The sequence below is a fragment of the Luteimicrobium sp. DT211 genome (assembly GCF_049844995.1).
Lineage (GTDB): Bacteria > Actinomycetota > Actinomycetes > Actinomycetales > Cellulomonadaceae > Luteimicrobium.
Genome location: NZ_JBNCMC010000001.1, coordinates 87,995 through 114,031 on the forward strand (window position 1 = coordinate 87,995; position 26,037 = coordinate 114,031).

Annotated in this window: 25 protein-coding genes and 1 riboswitch; of the genes, 7 read left to right on the forward strand and 18 right to left on the reverse strand. The window is 72.8% G+C overall.

The window, feature by feature from the left end:
* Window positions 1–291: 291 nt before the first annotated feature.
* Window positions 292–981 (forward strand): DNA-3-methyladenine glycosylase I, encoded by a 690-nt coding sequence (locus ACLQ14_RS00400; RefSeq protein ID WP_425808723.1) that lies wholly within the window; start codon window positions 292–294, stop codon window positions 979–981.
* A 148-nt stretch (window positions 982–1,129) separates the two neighbouring features.
* Here the strand turns inward: ACLQ14_RS00400 and ACLQ14_RS00405 are convergent, their stop codons facing one another.
* The 8 genes from ACLQ14_RS00405 to ACLQ14_RS00440 all read right to left on the reverse strand — a co-directional run bounded on the left by ACLQ14_RS00405 (window position 1,130) and on the right by ACLQ14_RS00440 (window position 6,943).
* Entirely contained in the window at window positions 1,130–1,336 is a 207-nt protein-coding gene (locus tag ACLQ14_RS00405; RefSeq protein WP_425808725.1) for a hypothetical protein, read from the reverse strand.
* The gene (locus tag ACLQ14_RS00410; protein WP_425808727.1) at window positions 1,329–2,192 is read right to left on the reverse strand and encodes a hypothetical protein; all 864 of its coding nucleotides are present in this window, start codon (window positions 2,190–2,192) and stop codon (window positions 1,329–1,331) included. The genes ACLQ14_RS00405 and ACLQ14_RS00410 overlap by 8 nt, the downstream gene beginning before the upstream one ends.
* A 175-nt stretch (window positions 2,193–2,367) precedes the next feature.
* Window positions 2,368–3,144, reverse strand: coding sequence for an anti-sigma factor family protein (locus ACLQ14_RS00415; RefSeq protein ID WP_425808728.1), 777 nt, complete (start codon window positions 3,142–3,144; stop codon window positions 2,368–2,370).
* The gene (locus ACLQ14_RS00420; RefSeq protein ID WP_425808730.1) at window positions 3,141–3,668 is read right to left on the reverse strand and encodes a sigma-70 family RNA polymerase sigma factor; all 528 of its coding nucleotides are present in this window, start codon (window positions 3,666–3,668) and stop codon (window positions 3,141–3,143) included. The genes ACLQ14_RS00415 and ACLQ14_RS00420 overlap by 4 nt, the downstream gene beginning before the upstream one ends.
* Complete coding sequence (locus ACLQ14_RS00425) at window positions 3,665–4,363, reverse strand: YceI family protein (RefSeq protein WP_425808732.1); 699 nt, start codon at window positions 4,361–4,363, stop codon at window positions 3,665–3,667. Before ACLQ14_RS00425 ends, ACLQ14_RS00420 begins: the two co-directional genes overlap by 4 nt.
* Window positions 4,364–4,450: 87 nt before the next feature.
* Window positions 4,451–5,584, reverse strand: a complete 1,134-nt coding sequence (locus ACLQ14_RS00430; protein ID WP_425808734.1) for an App1 family protein — start codon at window positions 5,582–5,584, stop codon at window positions 4,451–4,453.
* Between the two features lie 181 nt (window positions 5,585–5,765).
* Window positions 5,766–6,290, reverse strand: coding sequence for a gamma carbonic anhydrase family protein (locus tag ACLQ14_RS00435; RefSeq protein ID WP_425808736.1), 525 nt, complete (start codon window positions 6,288–6,290; stop codon window positions 5,766–5,768).
* Window positions 6,290–6,943: a lysophospholipid acyltransferase family protein gene (locus tag ACLQ14_RS00440; RefSeq protein WP_425808739.1), complete on the reverse strand. Its 654-nt coding sequence runs from the start codon at window positions 6,941–6,943 to the stop codon at window positions 6,290–6,292. The genes ACLQ14_RS00435 and ACLQ14_RS00440 overlap by 1 nt, the downstream gene beginning before the upstream one ends.
* A 172-nt stretch (window positions 6,944–7,115) precedes the next feature.
* Here ACLQ14_RS00440 and ACLQ14_RS00445 point away from each other — a divergent pair, with 172 nt between their 5' ends.
* Window positions 7,116–7,916, forward strand: coding sequence for an MBL fold metallo-hydrolase (locus ACLQ14_RS00445; RefSeq protein WP_425808741.1), 801 nt, complete (start codon window positions 7,116–7,118; stop codon window positions 7,914–7,916).
* Between the two features lie 3 nt (window positions 7,917–7,919).
* Here the strand turns inward: ACLQ14_RS00445 and ACLQ14_RS00450 are convergent, their stop codons facing one another.
* The 7 genes from ACLQ14_RS00450 to ACLQ14_RS00480 are packed head-to-tail and all read right to left on the reverse strand — an operon-like array spanning window position 7,920 to window position 17,349.
* Entirely contained in the window at window positions 7,920–9,368 is a 1,449-nt protein-coding gene (locus tag ACLQ14_RS00450; protein WP_425808743.1) for a glycoside hydrolase family 28 protein, read from the reverse strand.
* Between the two features lie 35 nt (window positions 9,369–9,403).
* On the reverse strand, window positions 9,404–11,827 hold the full coding sequence (locus tag ACLQ14_RS00455; protein WP_425808745.1) for a glycoside hydrolase family 28 protein: 2,424 nt from the start codon (window positions 11,825–11,827) through the stop codon (window positions 9,404–9,406).
* A gap of 45 nt (window positions 11,828–11,872) precedes the next feature.
* A complete protein-coding gene (locus ACLQ14_RS00460) occupies window positions 11,873–13,468 on the reverse strand; it encodes a family 43 glycosylhydrolase (RefSeq protein ID WP_425808747.1) in 1,596 nt (531 codons plus the stop codon).
* A 56-nt stretch (window positions 13,469–13,524) separates the two neighbouring features.
* Window positions 13,525–14,844, reverse strand: coding sequence for an ABC transporter substrate-binding protein (locus ACLQ14_RS00465; RefSeq protein WP_425808749.1), 1,320 nt, complete (start codon window positions 14,842–14,844; stop codon window positions 13,525–13,527).
* Window positions 14,845–14,867: 23 nt separating this feature from the next.
* Window positions 14,868–15,491, reverse strand: coding sequence for a hypothetical protein (locus ACLQ14_RS00470; protein WP_425808750.1), 624 nt, complete (start codon window positions 15,489–15,491; stop codon window positions 14,868–14,870).
* Complete coding sequence (locus ACLQ14_RS00475; RefSeq protein WP_425808752.1) at window positions 15,488–16,387, reverse strand: carbohydrate ABC transporter permease; 900 nt, start codon at window positions 16,385–16,387, stop codon at window positions 15,488–15,490. Before ACLQ14_RS00475 ends, ACLQ14_RS00470 begins: the two co-directional genes overlap by 4 nt.
* The gene (locus ACLQ14_RS00480) at window positions 16,387–17,349 is read right to left on the reverse strand and encodes a carbohydrate ABC transporter permease (RefSeq protein WP_425808754.1); all 963 of its coding nucleotides are present in this window, start codon (window positions 17,347–17,349) and stop codon (window positions 16,387–16,389) included. Before ACLQ14_RS00480 ends, ACLQ14_RS00475 begins: the two co-directional genes overlap by 1 nt.
* 275 nt (window positions 17,350–17,624) lie before the next feature.
* On the opposite strand from ACLQ14_RS00480, the gene ACLQ14_RS00485 reads away from it, so the two are divergent.
* Entirely contained in the window at window positions 17,625–18,623 is a 999-nt protein-coding gene (locus ACLQ14_RS00485; protein WP_425808757.1) for a LacI family DNA-binding transcriptional regulator, read from the forward strand.
* Window positions 18,620–19,600 (forward strand): LacI family DNA-binding transcriptional regulator, encoded by a 981-nt coding sequence (locus ACLQ14_RS00490; RefSeq protein WP_425808759.1) that lies wholly within the window; start codon window positions 18,620–18,622, stop codon window positions 19,598–19,600. The genes ACLQ14_RS00485 and ACLQ14_RS00490 overlap by 4 nt, the downstream gene beginning before the upstream one ends.
* Window positions 19,601–19,747: 147 nt before the next feature.
* On the opposite strand, the gene ACLQ14_RS00495 is transcribed toward ACLQ14_RS00490, so the two are convergent.
* Both ACLQ14_RS00495 and ACLQ14_RS00500 read right to left on the reverse strand, forming a co-directional pair.
* Window positions 19,748–20,332 (reverse strand): NUDIX hydrolase, encoded by a 585-nt coding sequence (locus tag ACLQ14_RS00495; RefSeq protein ID WP_425808760.1) that lies wholly within the window; start codon window positions 20,330–20,332, stop codon window positions 19,748–19,750.
* A gap of 9 nt (window positions 20,333–20,341) precedes the next feature.
* Entirely contained in the window at window positions 20,342–21,196 is an 855-nt protein-coding gene (locus tag ACLQ14_RS00500) for a PHP domain-containing protein (RefSeq protein WP_425808761.1), read from the reverse strand.
* A gap of 68 nt (window positions 21,197–21,264) precedes the next feature.
* Between ACLQ14_RS00500 and ACLQ14_RS00505 the strand changes: the two genes are divergently transcribed.
* The 3 genes from ACLQ14_RS00505 (at window position 21,265) to metE (ending at window position 25,576) form a co-directional block, all read left to right on the forward strand.
* Complete coding sequence (locus ACLQ14_RS00505; RefSeq protein ID WP_425808762.1) at window positions 21,265–22,035, forward strand: MerR family transcriptional regulator; 771 nt, start codon at window positions 21,265–21,267, stop codon at window positions 22,033–22,035.
* A gap of 60 nt (window positions 22,036–22,095) precedes the next feature.
* Window positions 22,096–22,199, forward strand: a riboswitch (SAM riboswitch).
* 39 nt (window positions 22,200–22,238) lie between these two features.
* Entirely contained in the window at window positions 22,239–23,228 is a 990-nt protein-coding gene (locus ACLQ14_RS00510) for a methylenetetrahydrofolate reductase (protein ID WP_425808763.1), read from the forward strand.
* The gene (gene metE / locus ACLQ14_RS00515) at window positions 23,225–25,576 is read left to right on the forward strand and encodes a 5-methyltetrahydropteroyltriglutamate--homocysteine S-methyltransferase (protein WP_425808765.1); all 2,352 of its coding nucleotides are present in this window, start codon (window positions 23,225–23,227) and stop codon (window positions 25,574–25,576) included. Before ACLQ14_RS00510 ends, metE begins: the two co-directional genes overlap by 4 nt.
* A gap of 82 nt (window positions 25,577–25,658) precedes the next feature.
* On the opposite strand, the gene ACLQ14_RS00520 is transcribed toward metE, so the two are convergent.
* Window positions 25,659–25,898 (reverse strand): hypothetical protein, encoded by a 240-nt coding sequence (locus tag ACLQ14_RS00520; protein WP_425808767.1) that lies wholly within the window; start codon window positions 25,896–25,898, stop codon window positions 25,659–25,661.
* Window positions 25,899–26,037: the final 139 nt, after the last annotated feature.

The window sequence follows — 26,037 nt, forward strand, 5'->3', positions numbered from 1 at the left end:
GTCCTGCCCCAGCCGCGGTACCCGCCGCTCCACAGGCCGGTCTCGGGTCCACCGTCTGGATAGATGACCAGATCCCTCGGCAACCGTCTCGCTCCTTCCTGCGGCACTGGCCCATCCAAGATCGCGAGCCCTGATGCTCAACGGAGATACCGGTGCGGGGAGCCGGTCAGGCCCGTCGCGTCGCGACCGAGCCCGTCGAGGCTCGACCACAGACTCCCGCCGAAGGCCGGACATGCACAGCGTAGGTGCGTGCCCGCCCCGCGCGTCGGCGGCGTGGGGCACGCTGGGGCCATGACGACGACACCCGCGGCCGTGGACGACGGCGCACCCCCGACGCCCCGCCCTGCCGGCGCCCGGTGCTTCGGCGACGGCGACCCGCTCTACGAGCGCTACCACGACACCGAGTGGGGAGAGCCGGTGCACGGCGAGGCGGCGCTGCTGGAGCGGCTCGCGCTCGAGGGCTTCCAGTCCGGCCTCTCGTGGTTGACCGTGCTGCGCAAGCGCGAGGCGTTCCGGTCGGCGTTCGCCGGGTTCGACGCCGAGACCGTCGCAGCGTTCGGCCCGGACGACGTCGAGCGCCTGCTCCAGGACGCGTCGATCATCCGCAACCGGCAGAAGATCGAGGCCACGATCACCAACGCCCGCGCGCTCGTCGCCCTGCATGATGCCGGCGGCTCGCTCGACGAGCTCGTGTGGTCGTTCGCGCCCGAGCCCCGCCCGGAGCGCGCGACCAGCTTCGCCGACGTGCCCGGCAAGACCGCCGAGTCGCTCGCGCTGTCGAAGGCGCTCAAGAAGGCCGGGTTCGTGTTCGTCGGACCGACCACCGCCTACGCGATGATGCAGGCCTGCGGGCTCGTCGACGACCACCTCGCGACGTGCCCCGTCGTCCTCGCTCGCACAGCCGAGGCCGGCGCCGTTGACCGGGCGCTTGAGGAGGTCGCAGTCCCCGACGGGCGAACACCCCAAGGACTGCCGTGCTGAACTCGGCGCGCTCGCAGCGCATCGACCTCGAGCGTGAACGGCTCGACCTTGAAAGGCAGCAGCGACAAGGATGATGCGGCTCTCGTGGCAGCAGACATGAGTCCGCCCCGCCATCTAAGAAATTCGTGGTGGCGGGGCAGCCTCGTGTTCACGCGGCAGTGAGCGGTACGTACCCGTTCTCATCGGCGTCGAAGATCCATCGCGCCTCTGCATCTTGCGCGATGGCCCAAGCGACGACCTCGTCACGCGTCCCGTTGACGTCACGGGACTCCTGGCCCCGCTGCCAGGTCGCGGTCCAGAGGTCCTCGTCAAGCTCTATCCAGTTGACGAAGACAGCGGCCTGCGCGTCAGTCACTCGAGTAGCCCGTCGCGCGAGGCTCCGACGGGAGCGATTTCTGGAAGTAGTACGCACCCGACGACTGCCGGTGACCCTTATACGACTTCGCCCACATATACCAGCGTCCCGGATAAGCCGACGAGATGTCTCGCCAGGAGGCCTCATGGACGATCGTGATCCACTGCGTCGTCTTCTCGTAGGTCGTAGCGCCCGGCGAGGGCCATTTGGACGAAATGTCAGCCGACCTCGTGCCGAACACCTTCGGCCCGAACGCGTGGCGAGGCGATTCCTTGTTGCCGCCAGGGTGCGCCGACGAGACGTAGAACCTCTCACCCTCGAGGACGGACTGGCTGGTGCCGCGGGTCGCCTTGAACCAAAACGGGTACGACGTAGTCTTTGCCCCCGAGGCGGTGACCTTGAAGTACATTTGGCCGGAACCAAGGCCCGTCTTGCCATACCCGTAAGCAACGGCACCCGAGTAGGTCGTATGGGCCGTGTCGATCAGCGTCCAACAACCGGAGATGTCGCAGGTCGTACCGGTCGACAGCGGCTTGACCGTCTCCTCCGACGCTTCCGCCTTGCTGATCTTCCCCTCGGCAAGGAGGCTCGAGAGCGCCTCCTTCTCGATGGAGACCGCCTCCGCCGGCGTAGTTTCAGGGCAGGTCCAGGCTCCCACGCGCTCTGCAATGTCGAGGTCGCATTGGTCGCTCTGGCCGGCCTGGCCGCCGTCACCAGGCGCCGCGATGTCCGCGTCGAGGAAGTCGGATGTCGCGAGGGTCGGCTCGTCGCTCGGTGTCACAGCGTCGTCGGCGTGGGCACTCGGTGCGATGAACGCCGCGGCCGCGAGGATGGCCGCCGCGGGAACCGCGAGCAATCTTCTACTCGCACAATCTCCCCTGTCTCTTGACTAATCCGGATTCCTTCCTTGGAAGTCCAACGTGGACCGTAGCAGCGTTGCTTGCGTCACGCCACAGGCGTGGACTGCCCAAAGCGAAAGCTACGGGACACCAGGGGAAGCGTCCGGCCCGCCTGATCCCTAGGGGCTCGCCTCAGGTGTCCGCGCGTGCGACGGCGACGTCGCCGAGCCGGATCTCGACGCTCGCCACGTCCGCGGCCGCGAGCGACGTCGAGGCGTGCAGGCCGCTGGCGCCGATCCCCGTCGCCGCCCACGTGCCGACGGTGGTCGCGTGGCCGGCCCGGTCCACGAGCACCAGCGCGTACGTCGTGCCGCCCGCCGTGCCCCCGTACGGGCCGCCGCTCGCGGGCGCGGAGCCGGCGTCGCTCGGGTACCGGCACGACCACGACACCCGCGTGCCCCACGTCGCCGGGTCGAGGCTGAGCCTCGCCGTCACGCCCGAGCCCGCGACCGGCGCGAGGTCCACGGTGGTCGCGGTTGCGCTCACCGACGTGCCGCCGTCGGGCGCGAGCGCCGACGACACCACCCAGCCGGTCCCGCCGCCCACCACGAGCAGGCCCGCGGCCACCGCGGCCGCGGTCCAGCGGCGCCGCACCTGCCCCCGGCGCAGCCGCGCGGCCACCGCGCCCAGGTCCACGACGTCCGCCGACGCCGCAGCACCCTCCTGCGACCCGCCGCGTGCGTCCGGCTCAACGAGGCCGGGCACCTCCTCGGCGGGGACGAGCCCGAGCAGCGCCGGCATCCCGGCGAGGTCGGCGACGTCCTCGCGGCACCGGTCGCACACGGCGACGTGCCGCTCGTAGGCGCGGCGATCCTCGGCGTCGAGCGCCCCCAGCACGTAGGCGGCATCCCACTCGGCGACGCGCTCGTGCTCGGCGGCGACGTCGTCGGGCGTGCGGGCCTCGGTCATGACGTGACCCCTCTCTCCTGGAGCGCGAGCCGCAGGGCCCGCAGCCCGTAGTGCAGCCGCGACTTCACGGTCCCGGCCGGGATCCCGTGCTCGGCGGCGAGCTCGGCCACGCTGCGTCCGCCGTAGTACGCCCCGACGACGACGGCCCGGTGCTCGGGCGAGAGCGTCGCCAGGGCGTCGCCGACGAGCCAGGCGTCGAGCACGCCCTGCGTGTCGTCCCGGGCGGTCGGCGCGCGGTCGAGGCGTTCGAGCACGCCCGGCTCGCCGACCGCGGACTCGTGCCGGTGCCGGGCGCTGCGCCGGTCGTCGACGACGAGGTGCCGGGCGACGGTGAACAGCCAGGCGCGCACCTGGTCGTCCCCGCGGGCCAGCACCTCCGGGTGCCGCCACGCCCGCACGAGGGTCTCCTGCACGACGTCCTGCGCGAGCCCTTCGTCGCCCGTGAGCCGGAGCGCGAAGCGGTACAGCGCCCCCGCGTGGGCGTCGTGCAGGGCACGCAGCCGCGTGTCGGGGGCGGCGGTCACGACGCGCTCACGAGGTGCAGGTCGAGCTCGATCGCGCCGTGGTCGTCGACGGTGACGAACGGCAGCCGCGGCGCGCTGACCCCGAAGTCCGCCCAGGTGACGGGCAGGCTCGCGACGATCTGCGCGCCCGCCGCACCCGTGGCCACCTGCGCGGGGATACTCACGTCCCGGGTCACGCCGTGCACCGTCAGCCGCCCGGGCAGGCTCACCGATCCGGACGACGCCGGGACCGCGCCCGTCAGGGTGAAGGTCGCCGTCGGGAAGCGCGACGTCTCGAGCGCCGTCGACCGGAAGTAGGAGTCGCGCGGCGGCTCGTCGGTGTGGACGGACGCGACCTGCACCGTGACCGTCCCGGCAGTCACGCGACCGTCCGACGCCGTGACCGTCCCCGACACCTGGTCCGTCCGGCCCGTGACGGTCGCGTCGTGCCCCTGCAGCACCTCGTGGACGCGGTAGCCCGCGAACGAACCCGTCCCGACGGTCCAGCGCCCGTCCGCGAGCGCCCCGGGCGTGCCCACCGCCGTGCTCCCGGCGCTCAGGCTGGGAACAGGGTCGGCGTGCCGGTTCACCAGGCCCGCGTACACCGCGGGCCCCACGAGCGCGGCCGCCACCAGGACGACGACGACGCCGGCGCCCCAGACGACGAGCGTGCGCCGTCGGTGCCTGCGCCGCGGGCGCGCAGCCGGTGCTGCCATGGTCGGACCACCCGTCCAGTCTCGCGCCGGCCCGGACGGGCCGACACCCCTACGACGAGACGGGGGCCGGGAAGGTTCAGCGGCGCGTCAGCCGACGGCGCCCAGCAACGCCCGGCGCAGCGCCTCCCCGTCGGGCCCGCGCACCACGGGGACGGTCCGCGCGTCGCCGGCGTCCTCGCCCGGGACGGGGCTCCCCGCGACGGGGGCGGGGACGTGCCGACCGGTGTGCGCGGCGTGGCTCCACGGCTCCGGGCCGCGCGGCGGCGGAAGCGGGACGGGCAGGCCGTGCGAGAGGACCTGCTGGGTGGGGGTGAGCTGGCGGATCGCGACGGCCGCCACCTGTGCGGGGTGCTCGTGCGCGGCGCGGTCGTAGATCGCCGGGTCGTGCTGGCCGTCGTCGCCCACGAGCAGCCACCGGATCTCCGGCAGCTCCGCGAACAGCCGCTCGAGCTGGCCCTGCTTGTGCGCGACGCCGCTGCGGAACCAGCCGGTGTGGGTGGGTCCCCAGTCGGTGAGCAGGATCGGGCCGGGCGGGAAGCCGTTCACGTCGAGGAACCGCCGCAGCGTCGCCGCGGTGTTCCAGGCGCCCGTGGACAGGTAGACGAAGGGCGCGTCCGGGTATCGGGACTGCAGCCGGGCGTACAGGTCGGCCATGCCGGGCACCGCGCGTCGGGCCCGGGGGTGGAGGACGAACGTGTTCCAGAACGCGATCAGCGGCCGCGGCAGGCGGGTGTCGACGACGGTGTCGTCGATGTCGCTCACGACGCCGAACGTGGCACCGGGCCCGACGACGTACAGGGGGCAGGAGGCGACCCGCCCGTCCTCCGTCGTCACGGAGGCGGCGTGCCAGCCCGGTGCGAGGGGGGCCGGGAGGTCGAGGCGCGTGTCGATGTAGCCGGCGCGGTCGGCGACGAGGACGGCGTGCGCTCCCCCGACCGCGACCCGCAGCACCTCGCCGGGCGCCGGGACGGACAGGTAGCTGCGCCAGCCGCGCCGGTCGTGCGCCGGCGTCGGGTGGGGGTCCGGCGGCGCGAGGACCGCCCGCGCGAGCACGCGCACCCAGGTCTCGCACCCGTACCCGGTGTACGCCTCGACGTGCCGTGTCCAGCCCTTGCGTCGACAGAGCCGGCCTCCGAGCGCCTCGAAGAACCGATCCTCGACGCGGGCCGCGATGTGCGGTCGCGTCGACGCCGGAGCGTTGACGGGGTCGGGCTGGGGCACGAGCGGCTCCTCGGGGGCGTCCTCGGGGTGTCAGCACCCACCCTTGCACACGCGCGCCCCCGCAAGTTGTCAGAACCTGGTGAGGCTCGAGCCTCACGACCTTCTGACAACTCACCGGTTCGCCAGGCGTGTCAGAACCTGGTGAGGCTCGAGCCTCACGACCTTCTGACAGGTCGCGGCGTCAGGGGGCGAGGGGCCGCGCGTCCTCGGCGTGCTGCCGCGTGAGCTCGACGTACGTGGCCGCGTTGTCGCGGACGTGCTGCCGCTCGGCCTCGGTGAGCTCGCGCCGTACCTTGCCCGGCACGCCGACGACGAGCGACCCGGGCGGGATCTGTGCGCCCTCCGGGACGAGCGCGTTCGCGCCGATCAGGCTCCCGGCTCCGACGTGCGCGCCGTTGAGGACGGTGGCGCCCATGCCCACGAGGACGTCGTCGTCGATGGTGCAGCCGTGCAGGACGGCGTTGTGCCCGACCGAGACACCCGTCCCGACGGTCACGGGGAACCCGGGGTCCGTGTGCACGACGACGCCGTCCTGGAGGTTCGACCGGTCGCCGACCGTGATGGGCTGCATGTCGCCGCGGAGCACGGCGCCGTAGAACACGCCGACGTGCTCACCGAGCGTCACGGACCCGACGACCGTGGCGCCGTCGGCGACCCAGGCCGTGCCGGCGACGTCGGGCACGCGCTCGCCCAGGCGGAGGATCATCAGGCCGCGAGCTCCTGGCCGCTCATCGCGTGGATGCTCGTCATCACGCTGTCCGTGAGCTCGCGCCGCGCCTGCGCGGGCCGCTGCGCCGCGGTGAGCTGGTGCGACGGGTCGATGGGACGGCCGAAGTGGATCTCCACCCGGTGCCCGCGCGGGATGCGGACCATCTTCGCGTCGGCGGGCTGGACCTTGTCGGTGTTCACCAGGGCGACGGGGACGATCGGCGCGTGCCCGGAGAGCGCGAGCCACGCCACCCCGGTGTGGCCCTTGTGGAGCTTGCCGTCGCGCGAGCGCGTGCCCTCGGGGTAGATCCCGAACACGTCGCCGCGCTGCAGGACGACGAGCGCATCCTCGAGCGAGCGGATCCCGGCGCGGGGGTCGTCGCGCTCGACGGGGATGTGGCCCATGGTCGTGAAGAACCAGCGGGACATCCTGCCCTTGAGCCCGCGCCCGGTGAAGTACTCGGCCTTGGCCATGAACGTCACGTGCCGCGGCGCGACCAGCGGGATGAGGAGGGAGTCGACGAACGACAGGTGGTTGCTCGCGAGGATCACCGGCCCGGTGCGGGGGATGTTGTTCCGCCCGGTGACCTTGGGTCGCAGGCACACGAAGGCGACCAGCGACAGCGCGAGCCGCAGTACCCGATACGTCATCGCACCATTGTGCAGGCGGACGCGCGGAACGGCTCCGGTGGCGTACAGGTGGCCGGAATCCTTCTGTACGACTTCCGGCGGGCGTCGGCCGAGTGACGACGTGGCGCGATCCTTGCGTTCGGTGTCGTGCGCGCCCCTCGCGCCGCGACCCCGGGCACGTCAGGCTGGGCGCATGACGACCCACCCCGCACCGTCCGGCACGCCCCTCCACGCGACCCTCGTCGGCGGCCCGACGGCGCTCCTCGAGTACGCGGGCCTGCGCATCCTCGTGGACCCCACGTTCGACGAGCCGCGCAGCTACGAGGGCGGCATCACCCTCACCAGGACCGCCCCGCCGGCCGTCCCGGCCGGCGACGTCCTGCCCGCCGACCTCGTCCTCGTCTCCCACGACCAGCACCCCGACAACCTTGACGCGTCAGGGCGCGCGCTCGTCGAGCAGCTCCTCGCCGACGGCGTCCCCGTGCTCTCGACGCCGGCCGCAGCGGGCCGGATCCCCCGCGTGACGGGCCTCGAGCCGTGGGCCTCGATCGACCTCGACGGCGAGCCCGCCGTCACCGTGACGGCGGTCCCCGCGCTCCACGGCCCGGAGGGTGCTGACGCGCCGACCCTCAGCGGGCCCGTCACGGGCTTCGTGCTCGAGGCGCCGGGCGAGCCCACCGTCTACGTCTCGGGCGACAACGCGTCGGTCGCTCTCGTCGGCGAGATCGCCGCGCGGTTCCCCGCGATCGCCGTCGCGGTCCTCAACACGGGCGCCGCCGACGTCGGCCGCTTCCCCGGGCACACCGTGACCCTCCGCGGCACGGACGCCGCCGAGGCTGCACGACTGCTCGGCGACGCCGTCGTCGTGCCGGTGCACGCCGACTCGTGGGCGCACTTCACCGAGTCGGTCGACGCGGTGCGCACCGCCTTCGCCGACGCCGGGCTGGACGCCCGGCTCCGGGTGCTGGAGCCGGGCGTCCGACGGGCGCTGTGACGGTCAGGCGACCGGCGCGGCGACCTCCACCCCGTTGACGACGACGTCCCGGAACGTCACGTCGTCGCAGTTGCGGACGACGCTCGGGTTGGTGGCCTTCTCGACCCGGACGTTCCGCAGGGTGATCCCCGTGATGTGGTCGTCGTCGTACCCGACCGCGTAGACCGGGTACTTGGCGGTCCCGACCGTGACGTCCTCGAGCGTGATGTTGCGGACCACCGGCGGGTAGCCGTGCCCGGCGCCCTCCCCGTAGGTGAAGTCCACGAGGAGCACGGAGTCGGCGACGTTCGTCATCGTGACGTTCTTGACGTGCACGTCCTCGATGAACCCGCCACGCAGGGAGTTGGTCTTGAGCCGCACCCCCTGGTTGAGCTCGGTGCTGTCGATCGTGCAGTCGCGCGCGTACAGGTGGCGCACGCCGCCCGTCATCTCGCTGCCGATGGTGATGCCGCCGTGGCCCATGAGGAACTCGCAGTTCTGGATCACGACGTCCTCGGTGGGCACGTTCACGCGACGCCCGTCGGTGTTCTTGCCGGCCTTGACCGCGATGCAGTCGTCGCCGGTGTCGAACGTGCAGCCCTGGATGAGCACCCGGCGGCACGACTCGGGGTCACAGCCGTCGTTGTTGGGGCCGTGGCTGCTGGCGACGACGCCGTCGACGGTGACGTCCGTGCACAGCACCGGGTGGATCTGCCAGTTCGGGGTCCGGTGCAGCGTCACCCCGGACACCAGCACCCGCTCGCACCCGTTGAGCTCGATGAACGACGGGCGGATGTAGCTCCCGTCGCCCATGACCCGCTGCTCGACGGGGACGCCCGCGTCGGCCATCGCCTCGAGCCGGGCGACGGCGTCGTTCGCGGTCGGCATCCCCGGCGTCCAGCCGAACTGCTTCTTGCCGACCCAGGGCCACCAGTGCTCGTTGCTCGCCTGCCCGTCGAGCACCCCGCCCCCGGTGATCGCGACGTCGTGCTTGCCGTACGCGAAGACGAACGGCGAGTAGTTCATGCACTCGATCCCGCCGTCGCGCGTCGGCACCACCGGCAGGTAGGCGGCCGGGTCGGTCGAGAAGAGGATCGTCGCCCCCTCCTCGACGTGCAGCTCGATCCGGCTCTCGAGGTGGATGGCGCCCGTCAGGTAGGTGCCCGGCGGCACCACGACCCGTCCTCCGCTGCGGGCGGCGAGCCACCCGATGGCGTCGCGGAAGGCCTGCGTGGCGTCCGTGGTGCCGTCCCCGACGGCACCGAAGTCCGTCACGGAGACGGTGTGCGCCGGGATGCGCGGGCGCCTGACGGACCGGACGATCCGGTCCGCGCGGTCCCAGGGGTCATCCGCGCGGCCGGTCGCCAGGCCGTCGAGCGCGTCGCCGAACGCCGGCGACCCCGACAGGGCGACGGCCGCCGCTGCGATCCCGCCGATCGCGAGGAACTGGCGCCGGCTCGGTGGGTTGGTCATCTCTCGTCCTCCCTCGGACGTGGTCGGCACGGCCGTCAGCCCTCGACCGTGAAGGTCGCGGTCGACGTCCCGTTGGTGAAGTCGACGGTGAGCGTGTGGCCGCCGGGCTCGAGGGTGTCGAGCAGCGGGCGGCGCAGCGTCACGACGGTCCCGATGTTCGTGTGCGACCGGGGCGTGATCGAGAGCGCTGCGTCGGACCCGGTGACGAGCGCCATGTCCTCCGTCTTCGGCGCGAAGCTGGGGTAGAGCAGCGGGTCGACCGGGTTCCCGTCGATCCGGACCGTCCCGACCCGCGTGTACACGTCCTCGGGCAGCGTGTCCGTGTAGAGGCGGGTGAACGAGCCCTCGCTCACGACGCGGAGCTCGCCGTGCGCGCCGACGCGCGCCCGGTCCCCCGACGTGACGGCGAACGTCCGGCCGCTCCCGACGACGGCGGCCCCGTCGGCGGTCACGCCGTCGACGTCCGCGACGTTCGTCCACGGGTCGCGGACGGGCACGCCGTCGGCGTCGGCGAACGTGACGTCGTCGAACGTGGAGCTGCGTAGCCCGTCGACGAGCGGGATCCCGGTGCCCCGGAAGTGCACGTCGCTGAAGTGCAGGTTGTTCGTGGGCAGGTAGGTGAGCCCGGCGGCGGCCATCTTGGCGTCGTCGTGGATGCCGTCGACGACGATCCCCGCGGTCCGGCTGCCGTCCACCGACACGTGGGACACGTCCCAGTCGTGGTAGGTCGGCCAGCGCACGGCCTGGTAGTCGCCCGGGTAGTGGGTGGTGAAGATGAAGGGCGCGCCGTCCATCTGGTAGCCGACCGTCAGCGGGTCGACCTTCCCGCCCACGAGGTTCGTGAGGTCCTTCATGGCGATGTTCCGGACGGTCACGAAGCGCACGCCGCCGCCCGAGCCCGGCTTGGACTTCGCGCGGATCCCGTCGCTCGTGCCGACGAACACGTTGTTCTCCACGAGCACGTTGTCGATCCACGACGCGGTGCCGCTGCCGAACGCGACGCCGCCGTGCCCGCGCGCCATGTAGTTGTCGAACACCCAGGCGGACCCCGCGACCGCGGCGGCGCCGTCCTGTTCGTACTCCGACGCGTTCCCCGCGTTCATGACGAGGTTGTCGTCGCCGGAGTTCACGACGTTGTTGAGGGCGGTGAAGCCCTTGAAGCGCGCGACGTTGATCGAGTCACCGTTGTTCGAGTTGAACGACTGGATCGTGACGCCGTTGACGACGTAGTCGGTGACGTACTTGAACCCCGTCACCGTGTTCGCTGGGTTCTGCAGCCGCAGCCCGTCGCCGATGTACATGCGGTCGACGTACTCGCCCTCGACGAGGTTGGGGCGCTTCTTGTAGCAGGCGTCGTCCCCCGTTGGCCCGCCGGCCGCCACGCACGCCCGGTAGACCGCCCCGGCGAGCACGCCGTTCGCCGCGACCGTGCGGAACGTGCTCTCCTCCGACTGCGCGAGCCCGAGCCGGCGCGCGTACTCGACGTCGGGGGCGCCGTCGGTGCGGTACTTCCAGCCCTGCCCGTCGATGACGCCGGTGCCGACGATCCGCACGTCGTGCAGACGCTCGGTCTTGGTCCCCTCGACGTTGACGAGGTTGAGGTACTTCTCCGCGTTCACAGTGGTGAACTTCCCGCCCGGCAGGTACCCGGACAGGTCGAGCGACGCCTTGAGCGTGCCGTCGACGCGTAGCGTGACCCCGCTCGCGAGGTACAGCGCGGTGGACCGCAGCGTCGTCCCGCGCGGCACGACGACCTCGGCGGACCGCCCGGTCCGCGTCGCCGCGTACGCCGCGGCGTCGTCGATGGCGCGCTGCAGGGCGGCCGTCTGGACGGGCGCGCCGTCGTCGGCGGACGAGCGCACCGCGGGCACGTCCGCGTAGCCGCGCGCGGTGACGACGAACGTCCGCGGCGCCTGCGCGGGCGTCGCCAGCGTCGTCGTGTAGGACGACCCGAGCGCCATCTGCCGCCCGTTCGCGAGGACACCCCGGACCTCGAACCGATAGTCCCGGCCGCGGTGGAGGTCGTCGAGGACGAGGTTCTGCGGCGCCACGCGCACCGCGTCGGCGTTGGCGCGGTCGGCGTAGAAGACGTCGAACGCCCGCTGCGCGGGGAGCGAGCGGTCGTCGCCCGCGAGCCCGGCGAGGTGGGCCCGCGCGTACGACCCGTCGGCGGCGCGCTCCGACGCGTAGACGGCGTAGTCGACGAAGCGGTCGGCGCCGGCCGGCAGTCCCCACACGAGGGTCGCCCGGACGCGGTTGCCGGGGTTCGCGCTCACGGCGCCCACCGACTGCGCCAGGACCTGGGCCCCGGCCGGGGCGCGGTCCACGTTGACGGGGGCGGTGGCCTGGGGCTCGTCCTTCTGGGCGGCGACGGCGGCCGGGGCCAGCAGCGTGGTCGCCACCAGCGGGGTCGCGACGAGGGCGGCTGCCCACCGTCGTCGTGTGCGTGCGTCTTTCACGTACTCCTCCTCGAGTTCGGTCTCACACACCTGCGGTCGGCGGAGCTACCGGTCGACGGCGACCAGCTCCTCCGCGGTTTCCCCGGCCGCGCCGGGGAGGTCCTCGTCGTCGAGCCGCACGGTCAGCTCGCCGAACGTCGCGCGCCCGTCGCGCGAGGCCCCCCAGGGAGCCGCGGCGAACAGACCGACACGCGTGCCGGTCCAGTGGCCAGGGCTCAGCGCCGCGGGCTCAGCCGGGCCGGTCCAGGCGACGCCGTCCACCGACCAGGCCGGTTCCGCCGACGTCGTCCCGTCCACCCGCACCCGCAGGCGCAGCTCGCCCTCGACCGGCTCGCCGACGACGACGGGCTGCTCGGAGGCGCCCGCGTCACCGGACGTGCGGATCACGGGCAGGAGCCGGCCGTTCGTCCGCTCGACACCCACCCACACGTACCGCCGCCCCAGAAGCACGAGCCCGGCGCGCGAACCCTCCGCGACCAGGCCCGCGCCGTCGACCCCGACCTCGACCGTCGACGCCTGCCCCGGCGCCCGCTGCGCGAGGACGTGGCCGAGCGTGCGCAGGTCGCCGTCGTCGTCGGGCACGGCGCGCAGGTCGAGCTCGCCGCCCGCGGGGCCCTCGGACCACTCGGGCCGCGGGTTCGCCTGCCAGGCCCACTGGGGTGCGAGCGGGCCGGTGAACGGGTCGTCGGCGTACGGCAGGCGGCGGGCCGGTCCGGGCCTGGTCGCGACCGACGGCACCGGGTGGGTCAGGACCGGCTGCCCGATCACGCCGCCCCGGCCCGCGATCCCGACGCGCGGCCAGCCGTCGTCCGCCCAGCGCATGGGCTGCAGGTGCACGACCCGCCCGATCGGCCCGCGGTCCTGGAAGTGCAGGAACCAGTCCTCGCCGTCGGGGGTGTCGACCCACGCGCCCTGGTGCGGGCCGTTGACGGCGGTGTCGCCCTGCGCGAGCACCACCCGGTGCTCGTACGGGCCGTACGGGTCGCGCGCGCGGAAGACCGTCTGCCAGCCCGTCGCCACCCCGCCGGCCGGCGCGAAGATCCAGTACCAGCCGTCGCGCTCGTAGAACTTGGGCCCCTCGAGCGTGTGGAAACCCTCGATCTCGTCGCCGTCGAGCACGACGCGCGGCGCCCCGACCACCTCGGTCAGGTCGCGCGAGACCTCCACGACGGTGAGCCGGTTCTTGAACCCGGCACGGCTCTTCGCCCAGCCGTGCACCAGGAACGTCCGGCCGTCGGACGCCCACAGCGGGCACGGGTCGATGCGCCCGACGCCGGGCAGGAGCCGGTGCGGAGTCGTCCAGTCCCCTCGGGGATCGGTCGCCGTCGTCACGAAGATCCCGTGGTCGGGGTCCGGGTAGACGACGTGGAACCGTCCGTCGTGGTGACGCAGGCTCGGGGCCCAGACGCCGCCGCCGTGGCGGGGGACGTCGAAGTGGTCACGCGGCGCGAGCGCCGGCAGGACGTTGGTCACGTGCTCCCAGCGGACCAGGTCGTCCGAGCGCAGCAGCGGCAGCCCGGGCGCGAGGTTGAAGCTGGAGGCCACCATCCAGAACTCGTCGCCCACGCGCACGACGTCGGGGTCCGAGTAGTCGGCGTCGATGACGGGGTTGCGGTAGGTCAGGGGGATCCCGACGGGCATGGGTCCTCATTACGTCTGGGCCCGGGGCGGCGCGAGCGCCGCCCCGGGCGCGCGGGTCAGGAGATGTTGGACTGGAACTTCGCGAACATCTCCGCGGCCGCGTCCTTGACGGACTGCTTGCCGAAGATGACGGTGTCGTACGCGTCCTTGAAGTCCGTGAGGCTCTTCGAGCCGCCCTCGGGGGCAACCGGCGGCTTCGCGAGGACGGTCGGCGCCATCTGCTTCTCGAACTCGTAGGTCGCCTTGTCGCCGGCCTGGAAGTCCGCCGAGATCGTGGACAGGACCGCGGTGTTCGCGGGCATGCCGCGCGTGATGCCGAGGATCTTCCCGGCCTCCGGGTCGTTGAGGAAGAAGTCGACGAACTCCGCGGCCTCCTTCGGGTGCTTGCTCGTCTTGGCGACGGTGAGGAGCTGGGTGACGCCGGCGTACTGGCCGGTGCTCTGGGCGCCGGAGTCCGCGGGGACCGGTGCCAGCCCGACCTCGCCGAACGCGTCGAAGTACGCGGCCGCGAGCGACACGTCGTTGAGCTCGCTGAGCGACTTGCCCTTGACGAGCGGCGAGTTGGCGGTGGTGCGGTCGTTCGCCGTCGTGACCGACGCCGGGGTGAGGACGCCCTGCTTCGCGAGGCCCGACGTGAACGTCCAGAACTGCTCGAGGTCGTCCTGCGTGAAGTTCAGCTTGCCGTCGGCCGTGTACACGCTCTTGCCGCGCTGCAGCAGCCAGATCTCGAACCACGCCTGGTCGTTGCCGAAGTCCGACATGACGGCCTTCTTGCCGTCCGTCTTGCTCTTCACGGTCTTGCCGTCGGCGACGAGGTCGTCCCACGTCCAGCCTGCTGCGGGTGCCTCGAGCCCGAGGTCGGACCACGCCTTGGGATCGTAGAAGAAGGCCTGGGTCGAGCTGCCGGTCGGCATCCCGTAGACCTTGCCGTCGATCTTCCCGGCCTCGAGCGCCTTCGGGGCCGTGTCCGCCGTCCGGAGCACGGGGTCGTCGCCCGTGGTGTACGGGGTGAGGTCGGCGATGACGCCGCGCTGCTGGTACTCCTTGAAGTACTCGAGCTTCATCTGGAAGACGTCGGGCGTGTTCCCGCCCGCGACCTGGGTCGCCATCTTCTCCCAGTAGTTCGTGTCGGGCGCGAACGACGTCTCGATCTTCACGTTCGGGTGCTTCTTCTCGTACAGGTCGACGACCTGCTCCGTCGCCTTGGCACGGTCGTCGTTGCCCCACCACTGGAAGGTGAGGGTGACGTCGCCGCCGTCCTTGCCCCCACCGCTCGACGAGCCGCCCACCCCGCACGCCGAGAGCGCGAGCACCGCGGCGACCGTCGCGCCGACGGCAGCCAGCGCGCCCCGTCGCGAGCCGGTTCCTGAAGCCATGACCATCCTCCTTCGTCGCTCCATCACTGGAGACCTGTCCTGCTGGAGCCCGCGCCGCCACGGTGGCGGGCGGAGACTGCTGCGGCCGCGACGCACAGCGGCCCGGTGACGACGACCACGAGCGGGGGGATCCACCGCACGAGCACCGCCACGACGACCACGGCCGCGACGAGCAGACCGGTCCCGACGACGTCGTCGCGCGCGACCTGCAGGCCGGACCGGGCGGCGTCGGGCCAGCGGGTGCCGGGACGCCACTGCACGGCGACGCGGAGGGCGACCGCCGCTCCGACGAGCGTGGCCAGCGCCGCCGCCACGACCGCGGGCGCGCCGAGCCCGGCGCGGACGGCGAACGCGTCGACGAGCAGCAGCACCAGGGCGAGGGTCGGCACGACGACGCCGGACGCGCCCGACCGCAGCGCCGCCACCCAACGGGACGCGTAGGTCCGCACGCCGACGGTCACGTCGCCCTCCTCGCGGGCGCGGGCCAGGTCGGCCCCGGCCGCGAGCGCCACGAACCAGGTGATGACGGGCAGCGAGCCGACGACCACGAGGGCGCCGAGGAGCAGCGCGTCCGTGAACGCCACGAACCGCCCGGAGTAGGTGCGGTGGGCGTCGGGGCGGCGCAGCCACCTCAGGGGTGCGCTCATCCCTTGAGCCCCGACGTCGCGACGCCCTCCACGAGGTAGCGCTGGAAGACGAGGAAGAACAGGAAGATCGGGAGGAGCGCGAGCACCGACATCGCGAACATCGGCCCGTACGCCGAGGTGCTGGACTGGTCGATGAACAGCCGGAGCCCGAGCTGGAGCGTGTACGTGTCGGGCTTGCTGAGGAAGATCATCTGGCCGAAGAAGTCGTTCCAGCTCCAGATGAAGGAGAAGATCGCGGTGGTGATCAGGGCGGGTCGGACGAGCGGCAGGATCACCGAGTAGAACGTCCGGTAGGGCCCGGCGCCGTCGACCAGGGCGGCCTCGTCGAGCTCGCGCGGGATGCCGCGGACGAACTGGATCACGAGGAACACGAAGAAGCCCTCGGTCGCGAGGAACTTCGGCAGCACGAGCGGCAGGAACGTCCCGATCAGGCCGAGCTTCTGGAAGATGATGTACTGCGGGATCAGCACGACGTGCATCGGCAGCATGAGCGTGACGATCGTGAACGCGAAGAACAGGCCGCGCATGCGGAACCGGAGCCGCGCGAGCGCGTAGCCGGCGAGCACGCACGAGAGCACGTTCCCGACGACGGTCAGCGACGACAGGATCAGCGAGTTCGCGAGCAGCTGCCAGAACGTGAGCCCGCCGGCGCCCTCGAGCGCGTCCGACCAGTTGCTCGGCGTGAGCTCCTTCGGCCAGAAGCTCGTGGTGGTGAGGATCTCGCCGCTGGACTTGAACGACGCGGAGACGAGCCAGGCGAGCGGGAAGAGGAGCGCGGCGAGCGCGAGCACCATCATGACGTGCCAGCCGAACCCGCGGGCGCGGCGGCTGCAGGCGGCCGACGCGGCGGCGGGGGACGTGGCTGCCGGCGCGGGGGCGAGACTCTGGGCGGCCATCACTTCTCCTCGGCGGTGTAGAAGACCCAGAAGTTGGCCGTCTTGAAGACGACGAGCGTCGCGATGCCGACGACGGCGAGCAGCACCCAGGCGAGCGCCGACGCGTAGCCCATCTCGAAGTCGGTGAAGCCCTTCTGGTAGAGGTAGAGCGTGTAGAAGAGGGTCGAGTTGGCGGGGCCACCGCGCCCGCCGCTGACGACGAACGCGCCGGTGAACGCCTGGAAGGCGTGGATGATCTCGAGCACGAGGTTGAAGAAGATCACCGGCGAGAGCATCGGGAGCGTGACGCTGCGGAACCGGCGCCACGGCCCGGCGCCGTCGAGCGAGGCGGCCTCGTAGAGCTCGGGCGGGATCTGCTTGAGGCCGGCGAGGAAGATCACCATCGGGGCGCCGAACTGCCACACGGCCAGGAGCACGAGCGTGTAGAGCGCGTACGAGGGGTTGTCGACCCACCCGCCCGTGTGGACGCCGACGGCGTCGAGTCCGCGGTCGACCGTGCCTCCGTCCGAGAACAGCGCCCGCCAGACGAGCGCGACCGACACCGAGGCGCCGAGCAGGCTGGGCGCGTAGAACGCGGACCGGTAGAAGCCGAGGCCCTTGCGCGGGCGGGCGAGCAGGAGCGCGACGCCGAGGGCGAGCGCGAGCTTGAGCGGCGCCGACAGCAGCACGTACCGCACGGTCACCCACGCCGACGCCCAGAACTGCGGGTCGGAGACCATCTCGCGGTAGTTCCCGAGCCCGATCCACGAGGGCGCGCCGAAGAGGTCGTAGTCGGTGAACGACAGGTACAGCGAGTAGAGCATCGGGCCGATGGTCAGGAGCACCGCGCCGAGCATCCACGGCGTCATGAACACGTACGGCGCCGAGCGTCCGGAACCGCGGCCGGTTCGCCTGCCGCGTGAGCCGGCTGCCTGGGCTGCGCCCCGCGCCCGGGCGGGCTGCACGGCGGTGGTCAGTGCCACGAGATCAACTCCCCGTCGAGATGGTGGTCCCGCACCGGGCGGGCCGACTGCGTCGTCGGATGACTGCTTCGTCGATGGGAAGGGTTGCATTGATTCCACCCGAGTGCAACCCCGTCCCTGGAAGTTGCACTCGTCGCTCCGCGCCGCTGGTCCCGGACACCCTGCGAACCGGCACGGCCACCGCTGCTGCCTGCGCCGCCGCGCAGTGAGACGTCGATGGAACCGATGGCATAGAGTGACGCCAGAGCTCGACCCCCGTCCTCGAAGGAGCGCCGATGGCAGTCACGATTCGCGATGTGGCGCGGCGCGCGGGCGTGTCGGCGTCCACCGCGTCGCGGGCGTTCACGCTGTCGGGACCGGTCGATCCGGAGACCCTCGAGCGGGTCCGGCAGGCCGCGGAGGAGCTCGGCTACGCCCGCAACAACTGGGCCAGCAGCCTGCGCGGCGGCAGCACCAAGAAGCTCGCGATGATCGTCCCCGACCTCACGAACCCGTTCTTCGCCGACCTCGTCCGTGGGGCCCAGGCTCGGGCGCACGAGCTCGGCTACCTCGTGCTCGTCGCCGACACCGACGACGACCCGCGGGCCGAGAGCGAGATGCTCGAGTCGTTCGCGGACCGGGTGGACGGCAGCCTGCTGTGCACGCCGCGCACGCCCGAGGACCAGCTCGGCAGCCTCACCTCCCAGGGCCCGACGGTGCTCCTCCACCACACGAGCGACGACGTGCCCTACGTGATCAGCGACGTCGCCCAAGGCGTGGGGCTGCTCGTCGACAATCTCGTCGCGCTCGGCCACCGGGACATCGCCTACCTCGACGGCCCGCAGGAGTCCTGGTCCGCCCAGCTCCGGCGCACCGCGCTCGACGCGCTGGACCTCCCCCCGGGCGTCGCGATCAGGACCGTGGGCCAGGTGCCGGCGCGGTTCGAGGGCGGCGTCGCCGGCGGCGACCTGGTGGTCGCGAGCGGCGCCACCGCGGTCCTCGCGTTCAACGACGTCGTGGCGCTCGGGCTGCTGCACCGGCTCGCCGCACGCGGCGTGCGCGTGCCCGGGGACGTGAGCGTCGTCGGGTTCGACGACGTCCCGGTCGCTGCCATGGCGACGCCCGCGCTGACCACGGTCGCCCAGCCGCTCGTGTCGTCGGCACGCGCGGGGGTGGACATGCTCGTCGACCTGATCGAGGGACGCCCGGTCCCCGACCGCGCCGTCGTCCTGCCGACCCACCTCGTCGTCCGACAGAGCACGCGCGCGGTGGCCGCCCCGGAGCGCGCGGCATGAACGCCCGCAGCGGCCGCGCGACCATCCACGACGTCGCCGCGGACCTCGGCGTCTCCGCCTCGACGGTCTCCCGAGCCCTGACACCCCAGGGGACGGTGAGCGACGCGACCCGACGGCGCGTCGAAGAGGCCGCCGCGCGCCTCGGCTACCGCACCAACAGCGCCGCCCGGAACCTCTCGACGGGTCGGACGAACGCGCTCGGGCTCCTCGTCCCCGACCTGCGCAACCCGTTCTTCGCGGAGATCGCCAAGGGTGCCCAGAACCGGGCGCGCGGGCGCGGGCACGCCGTCTACATCGCCGACACGAACCTGTCCGCCGAGGCGGAGATCGAGGCGATCGAGATGATGCGCCGCGACGTGGACGGGTTCGTGCTGTGCTCCCCGTGGGCCGAGGACGAACGCCTCGTCGCCGCTCTGCAGGGCGTCCCGACCGTGGTCCTGCACCGGGAGGTGCCGGGCCTGCCCAGCGTGACCGCGGACCTGCACGACGGGATGCGGCAGGCCGTCTCGCACCTGCGCGCGCTCGGGCACCCGCGGATCGCGTACGTGTCCGGCCCCGCCGGCTCCTGGAACGCCCGGGCCCGCCTGAGCGCGTACGAGGCGGAGGTCGCCGAGCCGGCGAGGGTCGTGCTGGGGCCGGTCGCCGACCAGTTCGAGGGCGGCGTGTCCGTCGCCGACGCGCTCCTCGCGACCGGCAGCACCGCCGTCATCGCCTACAACGACATCACCGCGCTCGGGCTCGTCTCCCGGCTCACGGCACGCGGCGTCGTCGTGCCGGACCGCATGAGCGTGATCGGCTTCGACGGCCTCGACGTCGCGACCCTCGCGAACCCGCTGACCAGCGTGTCCGTGCCGCGGGCCCGCGGCGCCGAGCTCGCGGTCGACGTCCTGCTGCGGCCCGGGACCGTGCCGACCGCACTACCCACGCAGCTCGTGGTGCGCGAGTCCACCGCCGCACCCCAGCCGACCGTCACCTGATCCGATGCCTCGCACGAGCCGGCGCCATGCTGACCAGGTAGACACGCTTCGATCGACTCGCGCAGGAGATCGCCCGCATTTCTCCCGGGGTCCTCGCCACGGCGCAGGTCGAGGACGACGCGTGGGACGCGCTGGCCGGTGACGGCCTCAGGGCCGGGCGCTGAGCGCCGCCCTCGCTCGCCCCACGCCGTAGGCGACCCGCGAGGGCAGGTTCTCGGGGACCTCGCCCGGAAGCGCGTCGACGTCGAACCACCGGACGTCCTCGCTCTCGTCGCTGACCACCACCGTCTCGGCGGGTGACGCGAACGCCACGTACCCGACGTCCCAGTGCGCACGGCACGCACCGAACGCACCGGCGAGCTCGTGCCGGTTGAGGTCGGCGGGCTCGGTCGTGACGAGGCGGACGTCGACCAGCCCCGACTCCTCGCGGACCTCGCGCAGCGCAGCCTCGGGCAGGGACGCGTCGGTCGGCTCGACGTGCCCGCCGAGCTGCACCCAGAACTGCCCCTTGCGGTGGTAGCAGAGCAGCACGCGCGTCAGGTCCTCGGAGAGCACGAACGTGCTGGCCGTGAGGTGCTCGGGCCCGCCGTCGCGCCGGGCCGCCCCCTCGCCCCGCTCGGCCAAGAACGCGAGGTACGCGTCGCGGAGGGCCGACTGGTCGTCGTCGGGCGCGGGCCAGGTGCGCAGGGTCTGGGACAGATCGGCGGCAGGGAGGGCGGTGGGGACACTCACCGCTCGACCCTAGCGGCGCACCCAGAAGTCCTCGGGCGTGCTCCCGGGCGTGAAGCCGAGGTGTTCGAGCATCGCGGTGGCTTCCGGGAAGTTCCCGGCGAGCGCGTCGGGGGTGTGGGCGTCGCTGCCGAAGGTCACCGTCCTGCCGCCCTCCTCGGCCCACCACTGCGGCATCCACGGCCACAGTCGCCGCGTGTTCATCTCGAGGGCCCGGCCGGACCCGGCGATCGCACGCATCGCCGCCCGGAGCTCGTCCTCGAACGCGCGCGGGTCGAACGGCCCCGCGGAGTCCGTCGGCCACAGCCGGACCGCGTAGTCGAGGTGAGTGACGACCTCGAAGTCGTCGGAGTCCTCGACCATGACCTGGGCCTCGGCGAGGTACGCGGTCATCACGGTCGCCGGGTCGTGCTCCCGGAAGAGCGTGCTGGGCTCGGCCGGTCCGTCGCCGAGGTCGAGAGTGTGGAGAGAGCCGAGGACCCGGTCGACCAGGCTCAGGTCGATGTACCGGCCGACCTGGGCGGCGACCCGGTGGGGCTGCCCCAGCTCGACGCCGGTGTGCACGCGCAGACCGGGGAAGTCGTGCCGCACGCGGTCGACGGCCTCGAGGTAGCCAGCGGCGTCGAGCGGGGCGAAGTCGACGCGACCACCGTCGTCGATGAGGTCCCGCTGATGCGGCATGAGGTCTTGCGGCTCCGCGCGCCAGGTGGCCGGCAGGTCGAGGTGCTCGGTGAAGAAGAGTGCCGGCAGGCCGATCCGCACCGCCCGGACGCACGTGGCACGCATCCGGCCGAACGCGTCCGACGCCGGCCCTCCCGTGTCCCAGGACCACTCGCTGTGGACGTGGCTGTCGGCCGGAAGCTCCATCTCACCGATCCTGCCACCGCGGGCCGTCGCTTGACCTTGACGCGACGTCAACTTCTACGCTCGAACCCATGAGCACGGAACGGTCGATCCAGGAGGTCGCACGCCTCGCGGGCACCACGAGCCGCACGCTGCGTCACTACGACGACGTCGGCCTCCTCCGGCCGAGCCGGATCGGCTCGAACGGGTACCGCTACTACGACGCCGACGCCCTGGTCCGCCTGCAGCGCATCCTGCTGCTGCGGGACCTGGGTCTCGGGCTGCCGCAGATCGCGCGGGCCCTCGAGAGCCAGCCGGACGAGGTCCGTGCCCTGCGCACCCACGCCGCGTGGCTGCGCGCCGAGCAGGAGCGGGTCGCGCGCCAGATCGCCACGGTCGAGCGCACGGTCGCCGCGATCGAGGACGGGGAGGAACCGATGGCCGAGCGCATGTTCGATGGCTTCGACCACACGCAGTACCGCGAGGAGGTCGAGCAGCGCTGGGGCACGGACGCGTACACGCGGAGCGACACGTGGTGGCGCGAGCTGTCCGACGACGAGCGCGCCGCCTGGCACCAGCGCAGCGCGGACCGGATCGCGGCGTGGCGGGAGGCGGCCGAGCGGGGCGTCGACCCGACGTCCGACGAGGCCCAGGAGCTGGCGCGCGAGCACGTGGCGTGGCTCTCCTCGATCCCGGGAACCCCGCGGACGCCCGACGGCGCGGGTGCGCCGGACGCGTACGTCGTGGGGCTGGCGGAGACGTACGTCGCGGACCCGCGGTTCGCGGCGACGTACGGCGGGCCCGACGGCGCGACCCTCGTGCGGGATGCTCTGGCGGCGTTCGTCGAGGCCAGGCGGATGTAGCGGCGTCTCATTTCCCGGACGAACGCTGGTCCGCTGGATGAGCGGCGCGTAGCATCGACGTCACCATCCAGAGCGGTCGAGAGTCCTGGCTCGTCGACACCGCAGCAACCCCCCAACGGAAGCCTCCCGCGGGACGAGGGTGCTAACGCCAGGTCCGATGGAGTGACAGTGTTCGTAGAGGCAATTGTTTTCGGGGTATCCGCATGACGGTCCCCCTGGCGTCCCTGGCGTCGAGCCGCCCGACGGTGAGCTTCGAGCTCATGCCGCCGCGCAACCCGTCGGCCGCGCCCAAGTTCTGGGGCGTGGCCGAGCGGCTCGTCGCCGCGCGCCCCGACTTCATCTCCGTGACCTACGGCGCGGCGGGCACCGACCGGCACACGGCCCGCGAGGTCGTCGCGCGCCTCCTCCGGGAGACGCCGGTCCTGCCGATCGCGCACCTGACCTGCGTCGGGGCGTCGCGGCACAACGTCGCCGAGGTGATCGACGACTTCCTGTCCGACGGCGTCCGGTCCTTCCTGGCGCTGCGCGGCGACCCGCCCGTGAACCACCCGGAGTGGCAGCCCGACCCGGACGGGCTCGCGTCGTCGGACGCCCTGGTCGCCCTGCTGCGCGAGGTCGAGGCCGAGCGCTGCGCCGCCCACCCGGGCAACGCGCTGCGGTCGGCGGCGCGCCCGCTCACGATCGCCGTCGCGACGTTCCCCGCCGGCAACCCCGCGGCCGGCACCACGCCCGCCCAGGAGGCTCGCCGGCTGCTCGAGAAGCAGCAGGCCGGCGCGGACTTCGCGATCACCCAGCTCTTCTACGAAGCCGACCAGTACGTGGCGTTCGTCGACGAGGCGCGCGCCGAGGGCGTGACGATCCCGATCCTCGCCGGCATCCTCCCCATGACCGAGCCGAGGCGGCTGCACCGGGTCGAGGAGCTCACCGGCGTCCCCGTGCCCCGCCACGTGCTCCCCGCGCTCGAGGCCGCGCCCGACGACGCGGCACGCCACGCCATCGGCGTCGCCCGCACGGTCGAGCTCGCCCAGGCGGTGCTCGACGCCGGCGCGCCCGGGCTGCACATCTATACGTACAACAAGCACGAAGCTGCACTGGACCTGCTCGAGGGTGTCCACCTCGGCGGCGGCGCGACCGAAGCGCCGGACCTGGCCAGAGGGCCGCGGGTCAGCGCATCCACCGAGAGAGACGGATGACTGACATGAGTACCGCACTTCCTCCCGGCACGATCCTCGGCTACCCCCGGATCGGCCCGAACCGTGAGCTCAAGAGGGCCGTCGAGTCCTTCTGGGCCGGCCGCACCGACGCCGGCGAGCTCGAGGCCCAGGCCGCCGCGCTCCGCTCCCGCGCACGCGCCCGGCTCGCCGAGCTCGGCCTGTCCCGCACGGGCGGAGCGATCCCGGAGACCTTCTCCTTCTACGACCAGGTGCTCGACGCCGCGGTGACCGTCGGCGCGCTCCCCCGCCGGTTCGACGGGCTGACCGGCCTCGACGCCTACTTCGCCGCGGCCCGTGGGACCTCCGGCGACGCCGGCGAGCGAGCCCCGCTCGAGATGACCAAGTGGTTCGACACGAACTACCACTACCTCGTGCCGGAGATCGGCCCGGGCACGGCGTTCACGCTCGACGCGTCTCGCCTGGTCGCCGAGGTGACCGAGGCCCGGGCCGAGGGCTACGAGACGCGGCCGGTCGTCGTCGGGCCGGTGACCTTCCTCCTGCTCGCCAAGCCCGACGACGACGCCCCCGCCGGGTTCTCGCCGCTGTCCCGCCTGGCCGACCTGCTGCCCGTGTACGCGGGACTGCTGCGCGAGCTGCGCGAGGCGGGCGCGACGTGGGTCCAGCTCGACGAGTCGGGGCTCGTCGCCGACCACCTGACCGACACCGCGGACGTGACGCCCGAGGCCGTGCACGCCGCTGTCGCCGAGGCGTACCGCGCGCTCGCCACGGAGCTCGACGAGACGCAGCGGCCTGCGATCCTGCTCCAGGCGTCGTACGGCGACCTGGGCGCGGCGCTGCCCGCGGTCGCGACGACGGACGTCGAGGCGGTCGCGCTCGACCTGGTGCGCGGCTCGCTCCCCGACGGCCCCGTGGCCGGGCTCGAGTCGAAGACGCTCGTCGCGGGCGTCGTCGACGGCCGGAACATCTGGCGCGCGGACCTGTCCGCGAAGCTCGACCTGCTCGACCGGGCGCGCTCGCTCGGGGCGGCGGACGTCGTCGTCGGCACGTCCACGTCGCTCCAGCACGTCCCCCACGACGTCGCCGCAGAGCGCTGGCAGGACGAGCAGCTCGATGCGAACCTGCACGCGTGGCTCGCGTTCGCCGACCAGAAGGGCGCGGAGGTGGCCGTGCTCGCGCGCGCCCTCGCCGAGGGCCGCGAGGCGGTCGCGGACGAGGTCCGGGCGTCGTCCGACGCGGTCGCCTCCCGCCGGGACGCGGCCGGAGTCCGCGTGGACGCCGTCCGCGCCCGCACGGCCGCCCTGTCGCGCCACGACTTCGAGCGCGGCGAGCACGACGCGCGCGTGGCCGAGCAGGCCTCGCGCCTGTCCCTCCCGCCCCTCCCGACGACGACGATCGGGTCGTTCCCGCAGACCGTCGACATCCGCCGGGCGCGCGCCGCGCACGCCAAGGGCGAGCTCGCGACGGAGGCGTACGAGCAGGCCATGCGCGACGAGATCGCGCGCGTCGTCGCGCTCCAGGAGGAGCTGGGCCTCGACGTCCTCGTGCACGGCGAGGCCGAGCGCAACGACATGGTCCAGTACTTCGCGGAGCTGCTCGACGGCTTCGCGGTGACGTCGAACGGCTGGGTCCAGTCGTACGGCTCGCGCTGCACGCGGCCGTCGATCCTGTGGGGCGACGTCTCCCGGCCCGAGCCGATGACGGTCCGCTGGACGACGTACGCGCAGTCGCTCACCGAGAAGCCGCTCAAGGGCATGCTCACCGGGCCGGTGACGATCATGGCGTGGTCGTTCGTGCGCGACGACGTGCCGCTCGCGGAGACCGCGAACCAGCTCGGCCTGGCCCTGCGCGACGAGATCGCCGACCTCGAGGCCGCGGGCATCGCCGTCGTGCAGGTGGACGAGCCCGCGCTGCGCGAGCTGCTGCCGCTGCGCAAGGCCGACCAGGGCACGTACCTCAACTGGTCGGTCGGGTCGTTCCGCCTCGCGACCGCGGGCGTGCGTCCGGACACCCAGGTCCACACGCACCTGTGCTACTCGGAGTTCGGCGAGGTCATCGGCGCGATCGACCACCTCGACGCCGACGTCACGTCGATCGAGGCGGCGCGCTCACGGATGGAGATCCTGCCCGAGCTCCGCGACGAGGGCTTCGGACGAGGCGTCGGTCCGGGCGTCTACGACATCCACAGCCCGCGCGTGCCGTCGGCGGAGGAGGTCGTCGAGCTGCTCGAGCTCGCGGTCAAGACCGTCGACCCGGCGCTCCTGTGGGTCAACCCCGACTGCGGGCTCAAGACCCGCGGCTACGCCGAGGTCACGCCGTCGCTGGAGCACCTCGTGGCAGCGGCCCGAGAGGTGCGCGCGACGCTCTGACCCGTCAGGGGGCGCGGACGAAGCCGGCCGGGCCGGGAGGGCGACGCACTCCCGGCCCGGGGCTGGTCCGTGGTGACGTCGGTCAGCGCTTCTGGAAGTTCATCCCGATGAAGAACGGCGCGCAGGTCACGACCAGGCCGAGGGTGAAGACCCACGCGTTGCCCTCGCCGTCGCCCCACGAGGCGCCGGCACCCAGGAGGAAGACCCCGAGCACGAAGAGCACGAAGAGCGGGATGAACCGCGCCCAGGAGCCGGGGCGGCGCTCGGTGCGGGTGACGGTGAACGGCTCGTGCGTGGGAGCCGGGGTGTTCGGGGCGGTCATGGTCCCAAACTACCGCCCGCGCCCGCTCCCGGTCGCGTCCGCTCACGCGACGGCGGAGAACGCCCGAGGAGGGCCGCGGGGCTCGTCGACGAGGACGAGCGGGCGCTGGAGATCGCTCGTGTCACCGGCGGCTGCGAGT